A 16,315-nucleotide genomic window follows, 5' to 3' on the forward strand; every position below is an offset into this window, starting at 1 on the left:
GCCCCAACCCGCGCCGCTGGGCGACGACGACCCCTGGGTTGCCCCCTCCGAGGCCAAGGAGTCCGGGTTCATGGAGTCCTCCCAGGCCCCCGAATCCGAAAGACCCGAGCCCGCACCCACGCCCGCCAGCGTTGCCTCACCGATCGTTCCGCCACTGGCCATTGGCACCTGGGTCAACCTGCTGGTGGCAGGCCGATGGGAGCGCACTCAGCTGTCGTGGATCGGCTCGCACGGCAACTTCTTCCTCTTCACCAGCGCATCGGGCCACACGCAGTCGATGACGCAGCGCCTGGTGGACCGGCTCATCCAGCAAGGCGCCATGCACGTGATCGCCCAGCAGACCGTGGTGGACGGCGCCCTGGACGCCGTGGCCGCGGCAGCCATGCGCAACAGCGTGGACAGCCGGATGTAATTTGCTACATTATTAATAGCAAAAAACATAATACCGTCAGGCGGAGACGGCAAATTCCATCACTTTTCAGCAGTGCACCAAGCCGCAGGGCCAGCGGCTTGGTCCGACGGAGCGGGGTTGTCACTCCTGCTGAGCATCCCCAGCTGCAGGCAGTGCGAGCGCCGCGCGCACCCCCCCAAGGCCAGAGGGCTCCAGATCCAGCCGCCCCCCATACATGGTTGCCAGATCCTGGACGATGGCAAGACCCAGCCCGGAGCCAGGCACCGTTTCATCCAGCCGCACGCCCCGCTCCAGCGCTTGCGCACGCTGCGCCGCACTGATGCCAGGGCCGTCGTCCTCCACATAAACCACCAGCCGCGGCGGCTGCCCACCAAGGGCCTGCGCGTTCAATCGCACGGAGGACCGCGCCCATTTGCAGGCGTTGTCCAGCAGATTGCCCAGCATTTCCTGCAGGTCCTGCGCCTCGCCCGCAAAGAACAGCGGGGTATCGGGCAGCGCTACCGTGATGTCCACGTCCTGCCCGACATGCACCTTGTTCATCACGCGCACCAGCCCGCCCACCACAGGCTCCAGCGCCGTGCGCTGGCCGGGCAGGTGTGCCGATGCAGCCACGCGGGATCGCGCCAGATGCCAGTCGATGTGGCGCCGCGCCACCTGCACCTGCTCGCGCACCAGCGCAGCCAGCGCAGGGCCATCCGCAGGATCAGGAGCGCGGGCTGCGTTCTCCAGCACCGAAAGCGGTGTTTTCAAGGCATGCGCCAGATTGCCAGCCTGGGTGCGCGCGCGCTCCAGCACCTCGGCATTGCGGGCCAGCACCCCATTGAAGTCATCGACGAGCGGCTGCACCTCGGCAGGGAAAGTGCCCTGCAACTGGGTAGTGCGCGCCTGCTGCACATCCTGCAAGCCCCGCTGCAGCACACGCAAGGGCTTGAGCCCCACGGCCACCTGGGCCCACGCAGCCGCGGCCAGCAGCACCAGCAGCGCCGCCAGCGACAACGCCAGCAGGCGCGTGAACTGCGCGGTGGCCGCCTGAGTGGCCTGCAGATCGGCCGCCACGATCAGGCGCCAGCGCGCCGCATCCGCGCCCTCTGCACGCACGGTGCGCTCCAGCACCAACAAGGGAGCGCCCTGCGGGCCTGCCACCTCGTGCACATGCACGGCACCATCGGCCAGCGCATCCACCTGCAAGGCCAGGCTGGTGTCCCACAACGAGCGCGAGCGCAGCACCCCGGCCCGACCGCGTCCGTCGGGCGCCATGGCGTCCACCTGCCAATACAGGCCCGAGTAGGGCTTGAGCCAGCGCGGGTCCGACAGCGCCTGGGCTGCGACCACCGGCTGGCCCTGGGCATCAAACTCCAGCCGTGCCGTGACCTGGTCCAACTGCTGCAAAAGGGCCGATTCGAACTGGCGCTGCACGTGCTCGCGAAACAGCCCACTGAGCACCAGGCCCGCCAGCACGACCGCCACCGCCACCCCCGCCACCGTCACGGCCAGCAGCCGAAACCGCAGGGAGCGCGACCAGTGCAAACCGCCGCGATTCGCGTCCCGACTCGCGCCCCGGTTCATGGCGGCACCAGGCGGTAGCCCATGCCGCGCACCGTCTCGATACGGGCCGCGTGAGCCGACGGCGACTGCAGTTTTTTGCGCAGGCGCCCCACAAACACTTCGATGGTGTTGGAGTCCCGGTCAAAGTCCTGCGCGTAGATGTGTTCGGTCAGCTCGGCGCGTGACACCAGCACGCCGGGCCGGTGCATGAGGTAGTCGAGCACCTTGAATTCATGCGCCGTGAGTGCCACGGGCTGGCCCGCGCAGGTCACGCGGCCACTGCGGGTGTCCAGCGACCAGTCGCCGCACTGCAGCACCGCAGACGCCAGCCCGCTGGCGCGGCGGATCAGCGCACGCAGGCGTGCCTGCAGTTCTTCGAGGTGAAAGGGCTTGGTCAGGTAGTCGTCGGCCCCGGCGTCGATGCCTGCCACCTTTTCGTGCCAGTTGTCGCGCGCGGTGAGGATCAGCACCGGCATGTTGTGCCCCTCGGCCCGCCAGCGCTTGAGCACCGTGAGCCCGTCCACCACCGGCAGGCCCAGGTCCAGCACCACGGCATCCACCGCCTCAGTCTCGCCGAGGAACTGCGCGTCGCGCCCGTTGTCGGCCTCGTCCACAGAGTAGCCCGCGCCCTGCAGCGCGGTGCGCAGCTGGGTGCGCAGCAGCGTGTCGTCTTCTACCAGGAGGATGCGCATGGGCGGTTAGTGGCGGGGCCGGTCTTCGCGTTGTTCTCGGCCGGTGCGTTGATCATCGCGCGATTGGATGCGCAGCACCTCGGCCGTGCGCGCATCCAGCTTGACCTTGGTCAACTGCCCTGCAGGGGTCAGCAGCTTGATCTCGTAAATCCAGCGGTCTCGCTCCTGCTCCAGCTCCACCTCGAGCACCTGGCCGGGCACTTCGCGCTGCAGGCGCTCCAGCACAGCGGGCAAGGGCAGCACCTGGCCTGCCTGCACGGCCTGGCGGGCGCGGTCGTGGTCGCCCCTACCGCTGGCCAAGGCGTTTGGCGTGGCCACCACAGCCGCCCACAGCAGACAAGCCGCCGCGCCCCAGCGCATGGCATGGCAGCCCTCAGAAGTTCGGTGGGAGGGAAAAAACATGGGTGCATTGTCCTGCGCAGTGTCTGAACGCCCGATGAACAGCCCTTTCACGCGCCGTTCAGACAGGGATTTCAACAATGGCTGCACACGACAACAAACACCCACAAGGACAGCACGATGACAACCGCTTGCACCCTGGCCCTGGCCGCACTGTGCCTCTGGGCCGCAGCCAGCCCCAGCCACGCCGCCGACACCACCGCTGCCCAGCAGCTCGCCCACTGGAGCGCACAGGCTGGCAGCCCCGGCAATGCCGACAAGGGCAAGGCGTTCTTCACCACGCGCCACGGTGGCGAATGGTCTTGCGCATCCTGCCACGGCACGCCGCCCACCGCGCAGGGCAAACACGCCAGCACCGGCAAGTCGATAGCGCCCCTGGCACCTGCCTTCAACCCCAAGGCCTTCACCGACACCGCCAAGGTGGACAAATGGTTTCGCCGCAACTGCAACGACGTGCTGAGCCGCGAATGCACGGCGGTCGAGAAGGCCGATGTGCTGGCCTATCTCAGCGCCCTCAAGCCTTGAGTCACAGCACCATGAAAAAACGCGCCCTTGTTCGCCCCGCCGCCCTGGCTACAGCCCTGTGCATGCTGGCCCTGCAGACACTCCCCAGCGCCCAGGCTGACAGCGGGCGCGCCATGCCTCGCAACGTGCCCAGCGCCTACACGCAGGAATGCGCTGCCTGCCACACCGCCTACCCACCCGGCCTGCTGCCCGCAGCGTCGTGGAACCGCGTGATGACGGGCCTTACCAAACACTATGGCACCGACGCATCGCTGGACGCCGCCACCGTGCGCCAGCTCAACCAATGGCTGCAGGCCCACGCGGGCACCTACAAGCGCGTGAACGAGGAGCCGCCCGAGGACCGCATCACCCGCTCGGCATGGTTTGAGCACAAACACCGAAAGATCGAGCCCGCCGCCTGGAGGCTTGCCAGCGTGAAAAGCGCGGCCAACTGCGCAGCCTGCCACAAGGGCGCAGACCAGGGGCAATTTGACGACCACGACCTGCGCATGCCAGCGGGGCTGGATGCCCGCTCGCGCCGCGCCTGGAACGACTAAGGGCGGCGAATCCGGCATGCGCCCCACCAAGGAAAAAACCATGAACAACACCCCTTCCCTCCACCCAGCCAGCGCAACAGCGCAAGCAGGGCCCGCAAAATCGTCCAGCCGCTTGGTCACCGACGCGCCCACACGCATGTTCCACTGGCTGTTTGCACTGTGTTTTGTGGGTGCCTACGCCACCGCCGATGGCGAACACTGGCGGCTGCTGCACGTCACGCTGGGCTACACCCTGGCGGGCCTGCTGGGCTTTCGCGTGCTGTACGGCATCTTTGGCCCGCGCACTTCGGGCCTGGGCCTGCTGTGGCGCAAGCTGGCCGGGGCCCCGGCCTGGCTGCGCGCCCTGCCCAAAGCAACTTCGATCACACCAATCAACTGGCGCCAGGGCCAGAACCTGTTGATGGCGCTGGCCATTGTGTTGCTGCTGGCGATGGTGGTGCCCCTCACACTGAGCGGCTACGCCACCTACAACGACTGGGGCAACGTGCTGGGAGGCGACTGGATTGAAGAGGTGCACGAGTTCTTCGGAGAAGCCATGCTGTTTGTCGTGCTGGCCCACCTCGCTTTGATTGCCGGCCTGAGCGTGCTGCGGCGCAAGAACCAGGCGCTGCCCATGCTGACCGGGCGCGTGGAAGGCCCAGGGCCCAACCTGGTGCAGAAAAACCGCACCTGGCTGGCGGCAGCGCTGCTGCTGGCAGTGCTGGCCTTTGGCGCATGGGAATGGCAGCAATCGCCCCGTGGTTTGATGGCCAGCGGCACGACGAGCGAGCGCAGCAGACACCACGATGACGACTGAAACCCGTCAAAACAACTTTCAGGATCAACCCATGAAAATCTATATGTGCGTGGTCTGCGGCTGGATCTATGACGAAGCCGCTGGCCTGCCCGAGGACGGCATTGCCCCGGGCACCCTATGGGCCGATGTGCCTGACGATTGGCGGTGCCCCGAGTGCAATGTGGGCAAGGCAGACTTTGTGCTGTGCGAGGTGTGAGGTGCAAGGTGTGATCTGGGAAACAGCTGCACCAGCACACCGACACTTTCACCGATCAAAGGTATAAGAAAGATCGCCTATAGACTCCCCACGCCCCCAGATGCCCGCACAACCCCCACCGACTGGCCTTGACCCGGCCGTTGCCGCTCAGCGCCTGCGTGAAGAAGGCCCCAACGAACTGGGCATCAGCCAGCGCCGCACGCTGCGCGACATGGCCTGGGACGTGGTGCGCGAACCCATGTTCCTGCTGCTGCTGGGCGCAGGCGGCATCTATCTGGCGATGGGGGACGCGCAAGAGGCCCTGATCCTGCTGGGGTTTGTGGTCATCATCATGGCCATCACGGTGCTGCAGGAGCGCCGCACCGACAACACGCTGAGCGCGCTGCGCGACCTCTCCAGCCCCCGCGCGCTCGCGCTGCGCGGTGGCACCCAAGTGCGCATTGCGGGCCGCGATGTGGTCCGCGAAGACCTCTTGATGATTGCCGAGGGCGACCGTATACCAGCCGACGGCACGCTGCTGCAGGCGCACGAGCTGGCCACCAACGAGTCAATGCTGACGGGTGAATCCGAGCCCGTGGCCAAGCAGATTGCCGACAAGGTGTTTGCGGGAACGCTGGTGGTCAGCGGCCAGGGGCTGCTGCAGGTCAGTACAGTGGGGCGCCATACCGAGCTGGGGCGCATCGGCCAGTCGCTGGACACCATTGCGCTGCAGGCCTCGCCGCTGCGCGAAGAGATGGCACGGCTTACCCACAAGCTCGTGGTCATCGGCCTGGCGCTGTGTGTGCTGCTGGTGGCGTTGTTCTGGGCACTGCGCGGCGACTGGCTGCAAGCCGTGCTGGCAGGCATCACCCTGGCCATGGGCATCCTGCCGCAAGAGCTGCCGGTGATCATGATCGTCTTCCTGGCCCTGGCCGCGCGGCGGCTGGCGGCGCAGCAAGTGCTGACGCGGCGGCTCAACGCCATCGAAACGCTGGGGCAGACCACCGTGCTGTGCGTGGACAAGACCGGCACCCTCACCCAGAACCGCATGGCCGTGGCTGCGCTGTGCATCGCGGGCGAGGAGCTCGATGTGCAGAATCTGCCCGCCGCAGCGGATGGCAGCGCGCTGCCAGAGGCCTTTCACGAACTGCTCGAATACGCCGTGCTGGCCAGCGAGATCGAACCGCACGACCCCATGGAGCAGGCCTTCCACCGCATGGCGGGGGATCATCTGGCAGGCACCGAGCACCTGCACCCGGCCTGGTCGCTGGCACGCGAGTACGAGCTTTCACCCCAGCTGCTGGCCATGAGCCACCTGTGGCGCGACGGCACCTCGGCGCACGACACCGTGGCCACCAAGGGCGCGCCCGAAGCCGTGGCCGACCTGTGCCACCTGCCCGACGCCGAGCGCGCCGCCGTCAGCGCCCAGGCCGCCCGCCTGGCCGACCGGGGCCTGCGGGTGCTGGGCGTGGCCAAGGCCCGGCACCGCGTGCAAGACGACTGGCCCGGCATTCAGCACGACTTTGACTTTGAATGGCTGGGCCTGGTGGCCCTGGCCGACCCGCTGCGCCCCGAGGTGCCAGAGGCCATTGCGCAATGCCGCCAGGCGGGTATCCGCGTTGTGATGATCACCGGCGATCACCCCCGCACCGCTCGCGCGATCGCAGCCCAGGCGGGCATCGCCCACGACCAGGTCGTCACGGGCGATGAAATGGCCTTGATGTCCCCCGACATGCTCACCGGCGAAGTCCGGCAGGTCAGCGTATTTGCACGCATCAAGCCGCACCAGAAACTGGCGCTGGTCGAAGCCCTCAAGGCCCAGGGCGAGGTGGTGGCCATGACGGGCGATGGCGTGAACGACGCCCCCGCCCTCAAGGCCGCCCACATCGGCATCGCCATGGGCCAGCGCGGCACCGACGTGGCGCGCGAGGCCGCAGCGCTGGTGCTGCTGCACGATGATTTCGCAGCCATTGTTCAAGCCATCCGCCGGGGGCGGCAGACCTTTGCCAACCTGCGCCAGGCCATGATCTACACGCTCGCCGTGCATGTGCCCATCATCGGGCTGGCGCTGCTGCCGGTGCTGTTTGGGCTGCCGCTGGTGCTGGCACCGCTGCATATTGCGTTTCTGGAACTGGTCATCGACCCGGCCTGCTCCATCGTCTTTGAGGCCGAGGAAGGTGCGGCCGACCTCATGCAACAGCCGCCACGCGGGGCCGATGAACCACTGCTATCTGGCCGACATATCCTGCTGAGCCTTGTGCAGGGCAGCGTGGTCACATCGATTGTGGTGGGCCTGTATGCCTGGCTGATCGGTCACACCATAGAACAAGGCCTGGCCAGCACGGTGGCGTTTGCGGTTCTGGTGGCCGCCAACGCAGTGCTCATCCTGCCCAGCCGTAGCCATACCCGGGAGGGCCTACACGGCCTGTGGACGGGCCTGACGCCGGTAGGCATGTGGGTGCTGGGTGGCACGCTCGCCGCACTCACACTTGTGACCACAGTGCCCTGGTTGGCGGCTGCATTCAAGTTCGCACCGCTGTCACTGGTGCAATGGCTCTGTGCCACAGGTACGGGGTTGGCCCTGGTGGTGGTCTTCGCCGCCAACCAGCAGTGGCTGCTACCAGTCACGCGGCCACGGGCGTGATACCCCCGGGCAGCATCAGAACTCTGCAGTGATGGCGGCCCGCAGCAGGGCACTGGCGGGCTCCACCAGAGTCTGCAATTGGACTGCCCTATCCTGCTCAATGGCCTGCAGCACCATCTCGTTGATGCCGCCCACCACCGCCATCGCCATGGTGGGCTGCAGAGGTGTCTTGCGCAGGCGCTCTCCGGGGCGGTTGTTGACGACATCCAGCATCAGGTCGGCCAGCTGCTGGTTGGCGCGGCGCCGCGCCGCCAGGCCCGGTGCGCCCAGGCCCAGGATGTCGATGAACAAAGTGCGCAGCAGCACCGGGTTGCGCGCCAGCACGCCAAAGTAGGCCCCCATGGCCTGCTCCACCTGGGCCTGCCAGTCGCTGTGCGGATCGATGGCGCCGCGCAGCACGGCTATGGCGTTGCCGCTGGCCACCTCGTACAGCGCAATCAGGCATTCGGCCTTGTCGGCAAAGTTTTCATAAAAGGTGCGGCGCGAAACGCTGGCTTCGCGCACGATGTCGGCAATCGTGGTGTCGGCATAGCCCTTGGCAGCCACGGCGCGGGCCATGCCTTCGAGCAGGCGGGCGCGGTGTTCGTTGCCCTGGCCGGGAGATTCGGTGGCGGCAGTCATAACAAAAAAGTCCCTGGAAATCGGGTTAGGTACTTGACAGTACCACAGTTGACCTGCATCATACAAAGCATTCGGTACTGCTCAGTACCAATCTTTTTTTCCTCCCGACATTGAAGGAGATCGCCCATGACCGAGCTTGTTGTCCGCCGTCTGCTGATTGATCTGGAAACGCCGTTTGCGCGCCACTGGTGCGGCGGTGACGCGTTTCGCTCGGCGCTGTTCAACGCGCTGTCGATGAGCTTCCCCGTGGGCGAGCAGTTCTTCATTGACGCCGTGCGCGATGGCCACAAGCGCCTGCCGCCCGACCTGCAGGCGCAGTTTGCCGACGAGGTGCGCGGCTTCATCGGGCAAGAGGCCACACACCGCCGCATCCACGCGCTGTTCAACGGCCACCTCGAAAAGCAGGGCCTCGTCAACACCTGGGCTCCGCGCGCTGAAGAGCGCATGAAGCTCTTTGCCGGGGCCGACCCGCGCCACCCGCTGGCCGTCACAGCCGCCAACGAGCACTTCACCGCCCTGCTGGCCGAATGGCTGCTGGCCCACCCCGAGGTTCTGAAAGGTGCCGAGCCACGCCTGGCCACCCTGTGGCAGTGGCACTGCGCAGAAGAAGCGGAGCACAAGAACACAGCGTTCGACCTGTACCAGGCGCTGGGTGGCAACCACGACTGGCGCATCACCTGGTTCCGCCGCATCACACTGGTTTTTGTGGGCGATGTGCTGCGCCAGACGGTGAGCAACCTGCGCCAGAGCGGTGCGCTGTGGCAATGGTGCACCTGGGCCAGCGCAGCGCGCACACTGTTCGGCAAAGGCGGCCTGGTGCGCGAAAGCTGGAAGCCCTGGCGCCAATACCTGAAGCGCGACTTTCACCCCAGCCAGCATGGCAGCGACCTCTCGGAGCGCTGGCTGGCAGAACACAGCAACGCCTACACCCCTGTGGGCGCGCGCTGACAACGACGACCTGAAACCATGACGACGAACCCCACGCCCCGGCGCACCGGCCGGGCAGGCGGAGCTTTGCTGTGCCTGATAGCCTCCGCCCCCCTGGCCCTTACCGCCTTCATCGCCCTGCCCGCCCAGGCGGAACCCCTGGCATTTGAAGCCGCACAGCAGCAGCTGTTGCAGCGATCGGACCACCTGGCTGCATCGCGCCACGCGGTGGAAAGCGCCCAGCTGCGCCGCGACGCCTTTCAGCGTCTGGGCGGCCCGGTGATCAACCTGAGTGGCGCGACCTATGCCTACAACGCCAATCTGGATGTGGACCTGAACCCTCTCAACCGTGCGCTGCCCGGCGTGCTGTCGCAGCTGCCGCCGCAGCTGGCGGGCTCGCTGGCACAGCTGCCGCACCTGCCATCGAGCTACACGCTCAACCGGAGCAAAAGTGACACCACGGCCTCCGTCTCAGCCGTCTGGCCCATCTACATGGGCGGTGCCAGCGACGCCGCACGTGGCCTGATGAACGCGCAAACACAAGAGGCACAGGCCGACGCCACGAAGACCGGCCACGAAGCCACCACCCTGCTGGTACAGCGCTACTTTGGCGCCCAGCTGGCCGAGCGCGCCGCAGTGCTGCGCGAGGCGTCACTGGCCACCATCGAGCAGCACGATGCCGCCGCCCAGAAGATGCTGGATGCGGGCGTGATCGCCCGCGTCGAGCGCCTGCAGGCCCGCTCGGCCCTGGAAGAGGCCCGTCGCAACGCCCGCAAGGCGCGCGACGATGCCGAGCTGGCCACCACCGCGCTCACCCGCACACTCAAGGCCACCGAGTTGGTCACGCCCACCAGCCCGCTGTTTGTGCTGGGCGGGCCGGTGGAACCCCTGCCCCACTTCATCGACACCGCGCTGGCGCGCCACCCCGGGCTGGACAAGGTGGCCGCCAAGAAGGAACAGGCCACGCAGCTGCACGCCGCACAAGAGGCGCTGCGCAAGCCCCAGGTGTTCGCCTTCGGCCAACGGCAGCTCAAGACAGGCAAGGAAGCCGACTGGGTGGCCGGTGTGGGCGTGCGATGGACGCTGCTGGACTCCATTGACCGCAACACCCTCGCCGAGTCGTCCCAGCGCCTGGTCGCGCAGGCCGAGCGCACCGGCGCCCAGGCGCAGAACGACATTGCCCTGCTGGTGGAAAAACGCTGGCTGGCGCTGGAACAGGCGCGTCGCGCCTACCTGGCACTGCAGCCCGGCCTGGAGCTGGCCGACGAAGTGCTGCGCCTGCGCACCGCTGGCCTGAAGGCGGGCACCAGCACCACGCTGGACCTGATCGACGCGCAGGTGAACCAGGCCAAGGCCCAGACCGAACGCGCCCAGGCCGCGCACGACTACGTGAAGGCACTGGCCGAGCTGCTGGAGAGCTGCGGCCTGTCGGAAGACTTTGGCAAATACATGGCGCGCGCCGATGCGGTGCGCGTGGAATGAATAGAGGCGGAATGAACATGAGCAAGAACAACAGCAAAAAGGCGGCCGTGATCGGCACCGTGGCCTTCGTGGCGGTGGCAGGCTTTGTGGGCTTTGGCCTGTGGAAGGCATCGCAACCCGCACCCGAGGTCTTCCAAGGCCAGATGGAGGCGCAAGAAGCCGACATCGCCCCCAAGGTCACGGCCCGCATCGCGCAGATCCTGGTGAAGGAAGGCGACCAGATCGCCGTGGGGGCGCCCCTGATCCGCATGGACAGCCCCGAGGTCCAGGCCAAGCTGGCCCAGGCCACCGCCGCCCAAGAGGCCGCCCAGGCTGTGGCAGACAAGGCCCAGCATGGCGCCCGACCACAAGAGGTGGAGATGGCCCGCCTGAACTGGCAGCGTGCCGTGGCGGCGGCCGACCTGGCGGAAAGCTCTTTCAAGCGCGTGGACGGCCTCGCACGCGAGGGCTTGGTGGCCGCACAAAAGCGCGATGAGGCCGAGGCCAACTACAAGGCATCGCGCGACCAGGCGCTGGCCGCCAAGGCCCAGTACGAGCTGGCCCGCGCCGGTGCCCGCACCGAAGACCGCTCGGCCGCCAGCGCCCAAGCGCGCCAGGTGGCCGGTGTGGTGGCAGAGGTGCAGGCCGCCCAGGCCGAGACCGAACTCAAGAGCCCCGTGGCAGGTGAAGTGGCCAAGGTGCTGGCACGCACGGGCGAGCTTTCGCCCCAGGGCGTTGCCGTGGTCACGGTGGTGGACCTGAAAGACCAATGGGTGGTGTTGAACGTGCGTGAAGACCGCCTGCAGCGGTTTGCCATCGGCAAGGAGTTTGAGGCCACCCTGCCAGCCCTTCACGGAAAGGACGGCAACCAGGCCGTCAAGTTCAAGGTCTACCACACCGGTGCCCTGCCCGACTTCGCTACCTGGCGTGCCACGCGCGCAGGCCAGGGTTTTGATGCCCGCACCTTCGAGGTGCGCGCCCGCCCGGCGGCCCCCATCGAAGGTGCCCGCCCCGGCATGACGGTGCTGGTGCGCTGAAATTTTGAATAAAAAATGCCTTCTGCGCGCGACCATCAAGCGCGAGTAGCTATGAATTCAATAGTAAACAGCTTCCGCCGCGAAGCGCGGCGCCTCGCGGCCGACCCGTGGGACCTGGCCATGGTCACCTGGGTGCCGTTGCTGGGCGTGGCGCTTTTGTGGTGGATCTTCTCGGCCGGGCTGCCGCGCCACCTGGCTGTGGGCGTGGTCGATGAAGACCACTCCAGCCTGTCGCGCCAGCTGGTGCGCATGCTCGACGCCACACCTGGCGTGCAGATCACTCAGCAATTCTCCAACACGGCCGAGGCAGAGCGCGCCCTGCGCAACATCGAGGTCTATGCCGTCGTCACCATCCCGCGCGAATTTGCACGCACTGTGAAGGAGGGGCGCGCCACCCAGGTCACCCTGCTGCACAACGCGCAGATGGGCACCCACTCGGGCCTGTTGCAACGCGACGTGCGCGCCGCCGTGGGCACGCTGTCGGCAGGCATCGAAATGGCCGCACGCAACAAGCGCGGTGAGGCGGCCCGGGCCGTGCGCGTAAGCATGGAGCCCATCCACACGCAGATGGTGGCGCTGTTCAATGTATCCAGCAACTACGAGCAGTTTCTGGGCGCGGCGCTCATCCCCGCACTGCTGCATATCCTGGCCATGACGGCCGGTGCCTGGACGGTGGGCCGCGAGCTGCGCGACCGCACGCTGGGCGAGTGGCTGGGCGCGCGCCCTTTCCTGCACACCGCAGGCGCCTTGATGGGCAAGCTCGCGCTGCCCTGGGCCACGCTCACCTTGGTGGGCCTGCTGGCGCTGGTGGGCATCACCTGGGGAAGGGGCTGGCACCCGCCGGGTAACCTGGCCTGGGTGGCGGGCGCGCTGGCGCTGCTGATGGCCGTATCGCTGGCAGCCGGTGGCGCGCTGGCAGCCCTCACGCGCTCATTGCGCACGGCGCTGTCGGGTGCGGGTTTTTTTGCGGCCCCGGCGTTCGCGTTCAGCGGCGTGGCGTTTCCGCTGTCAGGCATGCCAGCCAGCGCCCGCGCCTGGGCCGAGGCCATGCCCTTCACACATTACATCCGCCTGCAGATCGAGCAGCTGCAGATGGGCGCGCCGCTGGGCACCAGCGTTTCGACCATGGTGGCGCTGCTGATCGCCACCGGGGTGCTGTGGCTGCTGGGCAGCCTGGGGCTGCATCTTGCCGCAGGGCACCCTGAAACCTGGGGAGGCCGTTGAGATGAATACACCCGCACTCCACACCACCGCTGCACCGCGCAGCCTTCTGTACGCCTGGCTGCAGACCCTGGCCATCGTGGTGCGCGACAAGGGCGTGCTGTTGCTGCTGATAGGCGCTCCCGTGCTCTACGGATTTTTCTACCCCTGGTTCTACGCCGACGAGGTGCTCACCCGCGTGCCGGTGGCCGTGGTGGACATGGACCGCACCAGCCTCTCGCGCCAGATCACGCGCTTTGCCGACGCCGACCCACGCATCGAAGTGCGCCTGGTCACCGGCAGCGAGCATGAGGCGCAACAGGCCCTGTGGCGTGGCGAGATCGAAGGCTACGCGGTAATCCCGCCCCACCTCAAACGCAGCGTGGTGCGCGGTGAAAACGCCGTGGTCAGCATCGAGGCCAACGGCGCCTATGCACTGCTCAACAAGGCCGTTCAGTTCGGTTTTGCAGAAGCCGTGGGCACTGTGTCCGCCGCGGTCGAGATCAGGAAGCTGCAGTCCGGCGGCCACAGCGCCCAGCAGGCCCAAGCCAGCCGCGCCCCGGTGCAGCTGCAAACGGTGGCGCTGTTCAACCCCATTGAAGGCTATGGCAGCTTTGTGGTGCCCGCCGTGGCGCTGCTCATCCTGCAGCAAACGCTGCTCATGGGTGCAGCGCTGCTGACGGGTACCTGGGTGGAGGCAGGCCAGCACCGCGCATGCACTACGGCCTGGCTGGGTCGCATGCTGGCGCTGTGCACGCTGGGCTGGGCCAGTGGCATCTTCTACTTTGGCTGGATTTTTGTGCTGCACGACTACCCGCGCGGCGGCAACCCGCTGGGGGCGCTGGCGCTGCTGGCCTGCTACGTGCCCGCAGTAGCCGCAATGGGCGCGCTGCTAGGGCTCTGGTTTGGCAACCGTGAACGTGCGCTGCAAGTTCTGCTGTTCACCACGCTGCCGATCGCATTTGTGGCGGGGTTCTCGTGGCCGGTAGAAGCCCTGCCCGAGCCACTGCAGTGGCTGCGCTGGCTGCTGCCCAGCACCTCGGGCGTGCAGGCCTCGCTGAGACTCAACCAGCTGGGCGCGCCGCTGCAGGCTGCACTGCCATATCTGTGCGGGCTGGTGGTTCTGGGTGCGGTTTGCACGGCGGCGGTGCTGTACACAGCGCGGCCCCTGACCAGCCCCCGCAGCAGCCGGGTCTGAAGGACCAAGGAATCACGCTGATGCGGCAGCCGCAATGCTCCCCCGGCGCAGCACCAGCGTGCCAAACAGCGTGGCCATGAGATACATGCTGACCGAGTAGATGGCTGCGGGCAGCGCCAGCTGGAAGTTGTCCAGCACCGAAAGCGCGATGAAGATGGCGAGCGTGGAGTTGTGAATGCCGATCTCAAAACTGATGGCCGTGGCCATGGATTTGTCCAGCACCGCAGCACGCGAAAGGTAGTAGCCCGATGCAAGGCTGATGGCATTGAACAGCAGCACCGCCGGGCCAATGCCCGTGAACGACTCGACCAGCGCCGACCATTCCTTGGCAATCGCGATCAACGCAAAGGCCGCCAGCACCACGGCGCTGAAGATCTTCATGGGCTTTTCCATGCGCGCGCTGAACGAGGGCACGCGCCGGTGCACCGCCATGCCAAGCACCACCGGCACCAGCACGATGACGATCACCTCCATCACCTTGCCAAACTGCAACGGCACCACCTGGCCGGTGTGTGCAAAGGTGCTGATGGCCCAATTGGTGATGAGCGGCAAACTGATGATCGACAGCACAGTGTTGATGGCGGTGAGCGAGATGTTCATCGCCACGTTGCCCCCGAACAGGTGGCTGAACAAATTGGCCGACACTCCACCGGGCGAGGCGGCCAGCAGCATCAGCCCCACGGCGTAAAGCGGCGCCACGCCCAGCAGCACGATGAGCGCATAACACGCGGCTGGCAGCACCAGCACCTGCAGCGCCAGGGCCAGCACCACGGCGCGCGGGTGCTGCAGCAGACGCGTGAAGTCGCCCACCGTGAGCGAAAGGCCCAGGCCGAACATGACAAGGCCGAGGGCAATGAACAACAGCGTGGGCAGGATGGACACAAAACTCATGGAAACACACACGCGACCGCAGCAGCCGCGCTCCATTCAATGGGGGGTAGAAACGGCTGGGGATGTCCTGCATGACCCTCGCGGCGCAGTGGTGGTGCGGATCGGGATGGGGCGCAAGGCGTCTTCTGGCAGCCAGTAGCCCAGCTATTGGCAAGAAAAGCAACGCAGCGAACCGCCCGAGGCCGCGCTATCACCGACCGCAGGGAGTTATGCAGGATATCCCTGGCTCCAGGGCAGCCGCGCCGCGTGAGACCAGGCAGCACGAACCATCCCCAGCGACGAGGCAAAGGAGTAGCAGAGGGGAGAGCGAGAGCGCTCAGGCAGCCGCTTGGCCAGTGCGCAGTCGCACGGGGCCGCTGCGCGCTTCGATGGCAGCCTGCACCTCCCTGCGCAGGCCCAGGGCAAACGCCCACTCAGCCACCACAAACAGCGGGCCGACGATCAGCCCCACCAGGTCGTCCACAAACGCAGGTTTGCGGCCTTCGTAGTAGTGGCCCACAAACTGGATCACCCAGCCCACGGCAAACAGACCGATGCCGGTGGCCAGCCACACCGCCATGCTCTGCAACGCCACCCATTGGCCGCCCACCAGCATGGCCGCCAGCAGGGCCGCCATGGCAAGGCCAAAACGCGTGTCCAGCCGGAAGTAGAAGACGCTGGCGGCCAGCGCTGCCAGCAGCGCCGGGCTCAACGGCAAAGCGCCCGCCATCCAGGTCGGGCGCGACAGCAGGATGACCACCGCAAACATGATCATCGGCACGCCCACAAAATGGGTGTGGATGTTGCGCGGGTCGCGGTGGTAGTCGGCGTACTGCGCCAGATGGTCGATCAGGGTTTTCATGGGTGTCTCCGGCTGTAGTTTTGAGCAGCATCAATACTCGCTCCGGGGCCTTGCCAGCGTCTGTCGTGCAGACGACAAAAAGGCACACTCCCAAGGCATCGCCCCACCCCGCCTCGCGCCCAATCTGCACTGCATGACCGACCCCGCCACCTATCTGCCCATCCTCCAGTCCGGCCGCTGGTTTGCCCACCTGCCGCCCGACTTTGCCCAGCCGCTGATCGCCATGGCCCACTTGCGCCAGTTGCAGGCGGGCGAAGTGCTTTTTTTGCGCGGCGATGCACCCTGCGGGCTCTATGCGGTGGTGCGCGGTGCGATCAGCATCTCGGGCACGGGTGGGCGGGCGCACGAGGCGCGCTCGGCGCTGCTCACCCGGCTGGAGCCGCCCCACTGGTTTGGCGAGATATCGGTGTTTGAC

At 66.9% G+C, this 16,315-nt stretch carries 18 protein-coding genes; 12 read left to right on the forward strand and 6 right to left on the reverse strand.

The window, feature by feature from the left end; translation table 11 throughout:
* The coding region (locus DBR12_RS09880) for a DUF1631 family protein (RefSeq protein ID WP_146185506.1) at nt 1-412 on the forward strand (412 nt) is incomplete at its 5' end.
* A gap of 120 nt (nt 413-532) precedes the next feature.
* Here DBR12_RS09880 and DBR12_RS09885 read toward each other — a convergent pair.
* Genes DBR12_RS09885 through DBR12_RS09895 form a run of 3 tightly spaced genes read right to left on the reverse strand, consistent with a single transcriptional unit; the run spans nt 533 to nt 3,051 of the window.
* Nucleotides 533-1,978 carry a sensor histidine kinase gene (locus DBR12_RS09885; protein WP_108617082.1) on the reverse strand — a complete coding sequence of 482 codons (1,446 nt, stop codon included), beginning with the start codon at nt 1,976-1,978 and terminating at the stop codon, nt 533-535.
* Nucleotides 1,975-2,649, reverse strand: coding sequence for a response regulator transcription factor (locus DBR12_RS09890; RefSeq protein WP_108617083.1), 675 nt, complete (start codon nt 2,647-2,649; stop codon nt 1,975-1,977). The genes DBR12_RS09885 and DBR12_RS09890 overlap by 4 nt, the downstream gene beginning before the upstream one ends.
* Before the next feature lie 6 nt (nt 2,650-2,655).
* Entirely contained in the window at nt 2,656-3,051 is a 396-nt protein-coding gene (locus DBR12_RS09895; RefSeq protein WP_108617095.1) for a PepSY domain-containing protein, read from the reverse strand.
* 117 nt (nt 3,052-3,168) lie between these two features.
* Between DBR12_RS09895 and DBR12_RS09900 the strand changes: the two genes are divergently transcribed.
* The 5 genes from DBR12_RS09900 (at nt 3,169) to DBR12_RS09920 (ending at nt 7,724) form a co-directional block, all read left to right on the forward strand.
* On the forward strand, nt 3,169-3,573 hold the full coding sequence (locus tag DBR12_RS09900) for a DUF1924 domain-containing protein (RefSeq protein WP_108617084.1): 405 nt from the start codon (nt 3,169-3,171) through the stop codon (nt 3,571-3,573).
* An 11-nt stretch (nt 3,574-3,584) separates the two neighbouring features.
* Nucleotides 3,585-4,109: a diheme cytochrome c gene (locus DBR12_RS09905; protein WP_108617085.1), complete on the forward strand. Its 525-nt coding sequence runs from the start codon at nt 3,585-3,587 to the stop codon at nt 4,107-4,109.
* Between the two features lie 40 nt (nt 4,110-4,149).
* The gene (locus tag DBR12_RS09910; protein ID WP_108617096.1) at nt 4,150-4,905 is read left to right on the forward strand and encodes a cytochrome b/b6 domain-containing protein; all 756 of its coding nucleotides are present in this window, start codon (nt 4,150-4,152) and stop codon (nt 4,903-4,905) included.
* Between the two features lie 31 nt (nt 4,906-4,936).
* Nucleotides 4,937-5,101 carry a rubredoxin gene (locus DBR12_RS09915; RefSeq protein ID WP_108617086.1) on the forward strand — a complete coding sequence of 55 codons (165 nt, stop codon included), beginning with the start codon at nt 4,937-4,939 and terminating at the stop codon, nt 5,099-5,101.
* Nucleotides 5,102-5,201: 100 nt separating this feature from the next.
* Complete coding sequence (locus tag DBR12_RS09920; protein ID WP_108617087.1) at nt 5,202-7,724, forward strand: cation-translocating P-type ATPase; 2,523 nt, start codon at nt 5,202-5,204, stop codon at nt 7,722-7,724.
* A 15-nt stretch (nt 7,725-7,739) separates the two neighbouring features.
* On the opposite strand, the gene DBR12_RS09925 is transcribed toward DBR12_RS09920, so the two are convergent.
* The gene (locus DBR12_RS09925) at nt 7,740-8,345 is read right to left on the reverse strand and encodes a TetR/AcrR family transcriptional regulator (RefSeq protein ID WP_108617088.1); all 606 of its coding nucleotides are present in this window, start codon (nt 8,343-8,345) and stop codon (nt 7,740-7,742) included.
* Between the two features lie 126 nt (nt 8,346-8,471).
* On the opposite strand from DBR12_RS09925, the gene DBR12_RS09930 reads away from it, so the two are divergent.
* From DBR12_RS09930 to DBR12_RS09950, 5 genes are read left to right on the forward strand one after another with little or no spacing between them, the layout of a single operon-like run.
* The gene (locus tag DBR12_RS09930; RefSeq protein WP_108617089.1) at nt 8,472-9,293 is read left to right on the forward strand and encodes a metal-dependent hydrolase; all 822 of its coding nucleotides are present in this window, start codon (nt 8,472-8,474) and stop codon (nt 9,291-9,293) included.
* Between the two features lie 18 nt (nt 9,294-9,311).
* The gene (locus DBR12_RS09935) at nt 9,312-10,754 is read left to right on the forward strand and encodes a TolC family protein (RefSeq protein ID WP_199226666.1); all 1,443 of its coding nucleotides are present in this window, start codon (nt 9,312-9,314) and stop codon (nt 10,752-10,754) included.
* A gap of 11 nt (nt 10,755-10,765) precedes the next feature.
* Complete coding sequence (locus tag DBR12_RS09940; protein WP_108617090.1) at nt 10,766-11,770, forward strand: HlyD family secretion protein; 1,005 nt, start codon at nt 10,766-10,768, stop codon at nt 11,768-11,770.
* 51 nt (nt 11,771-11,821) lie between these two features.
* A complete protein-coding gene (locus DBR12_RS09945) occupies nt 11,822-12,994 on the forward strand; it encodes an ABC transporter permease (RefSeq protein ID WP_108617091.1) in 1,173 nt (390 codons plus the stop codon).
* A gap of 1 nt (nt 12,995) precedes the next feature.
* On the forward strand, nt 12,996-14,168 hold the full coding sequence (locus DBR12_RS09950; protein WP_108617092.1) for an ABC transporter permease: 1,173 nt from the start codon (nt 12,996-12,998) through the stop codon (nt 14,166-14,168).
* 12 nt (nt 14,169-14,180) lie between these two features.
* Here DBR12_RS09950 and DBR12_RS09955 read toward each other — a convergent pair whose 3' ends face one another.
* Nucleotides 14,181-15,059: a bile acid:sodium symporter family protein gene (locus tag DBR12_RS09955; RefSeq protein WP_108617093.1), complete on the reverse strand. Its 879-nt coding sequence runs from the start codon at nt 15,057-15,059 to the stop codon at nt 14,181-14,183.
* Between the two features lie 316 nt (nt 15,060-15,375).
* Nucleotides 15,376-15,900 carry a DUF962 domain-containing protein gene (locus DBR12_RS09960; protein WP_108617094.1) on the reverse strand — a complete coding sequence of 175 codons (525 nt, stop codon included), beginning with the start codon at nt 15,898-15,900 and terminating at the stop codon, nt 15,376-15,378.
* 133 nt (nt 15,901-16,033) lie between these two features.
* Between DBR12_RS09960 and DBR12_RS09965 the strand changes: the two genes are divergently transcribed.
* Nucleotides 16,034-16,315 (forward strand): Crp/Fnr family transcriptional regulator (locus DBR12_RS09965; RefSeq protein ID WP_146185507.1); only part of this gene is annotated, 282 nt, incomplete at its 3' end.

This window comes from Acidovorax sp. HMWF029, assembly GCF_003060895.1.
Lineage (GTDB): Bacteria > Pseudomonadota > Gammaproteobacteria > Burkholderiales > Burkholderiaceae_C > Acidovorax.

Bases quoted from the DNA above. Each gene is read 5' to 3' on its own strand.
- DBR12_RS09885 (WP_108617082.1), bottom strand. From the start codon at position 1,978: ATGAACCGGGGCGCGAGTCGGGACGCGAATCGCGGCGGTTTGCACTGG.
- DBR12_RS09890 (WP_108617083.1), bottom strand. From the start codon at position 2,649: ATGCGCATCCTCCTGGTAGAAGACGACACGCTGCTGCGCACCCAGCTG.
- DBR12_RS09895 (WP_108617095.1), bottom strand. From the start codon at position 3,051: ATGTTTTTTCCCTCCCACCGAACTTCTGAGGGCTGCCATGCCATGCGC.
- DBR12_RS09900 (WP_108617084.1), top strand. From the start codon at position 3,169: ATGACAACCGCTTGCACCCTGGCCCTGGCCGCACTGTGCCTCTGGGCC.
- DBR12_RS09905 (WP_108617085.1), top strand. From the start codon at position 3,585: ATGAAAAAACGCGCCCTTGTTCGCCCCGCCGCCCTGGCTACAGCCCTG.
- DBR12_RS09910 (WP_108617096.1), top strand. From the start codon at position 4,150: ATGAACAACACCCCTTCCCTCCACCCAGCCAGCGCAACAGCGCAAGCA.
- DBR12_RS09915 (WP_108617086.1), top strand. From the start codon at position 4,937: ATGAAAATCTATATGTGCGTGGTCTGCGGCTGGATCTATGACGAAGCC.
- DBR12_RS09920 (WP_108617087.1), top strand. From the start codon at position 5,202: ATGCCCGCACAACCCCCACCGACTGGCCTTGACCCGGCCGTTGCCGCT.
- DBR12_RS09925 (WP_108617088.1), bottom strand. From the start codon at position 8,345: ATGACTGCCGCCACCGAATCTCCCGGCCAGGGCAACGAACACCGCGCC.
- DBR12_RS09930 (WP_108617089.1), top strand. From the start codon at position 8,472: ATGACCGAGCTTGTTGTCCGCCGTCTGCTGATTGATCTGGAAACGCCG.
- DBR12_RS09935 (WP_199226666.1), top strand. From the start codon at position 9,312: ATGACGACGAACCCCACGCCCCGGCGCACCGGCCGGGCAGGCGGAGCT.
- DBR12_RS09940 (WP_108617090.1), top strand. From the start codon at position 10,766: ATGAACATGAGCAAGAACAACAGCAAAAAGGCGGCCGTGATCGGCACC.
- DBR12_RS09945 (WP_108617091.1), top strand. From the start codon at position 11,822: ATGAATTCAATAGTAAACAGCTTCCGCCGCGAAGCGCGGCGCCTCGCG.
- DBR12_RS09950 (WP_108617092.1), top strand. From the start codon at position 12,996: ATGAATACACCCGCACTCCACACCACCGCTGCACCGCGCAGCCTTCTG.
- DBR12_RS09955 (WP_108617093.1), bottom strand. From the start codon at position 15,059: ATGAGTTTTGTGTCCATCCTGCCCACGCTGTTGTTCATTGCCCTCGGC.
- DBR12_RS09960 (WP_108617094.1), bottom strand. From the start codon at position 15,900: ATGAAAACCCTGATCGACCATCTGGCGCAGTACGCCGACTACCACCGC.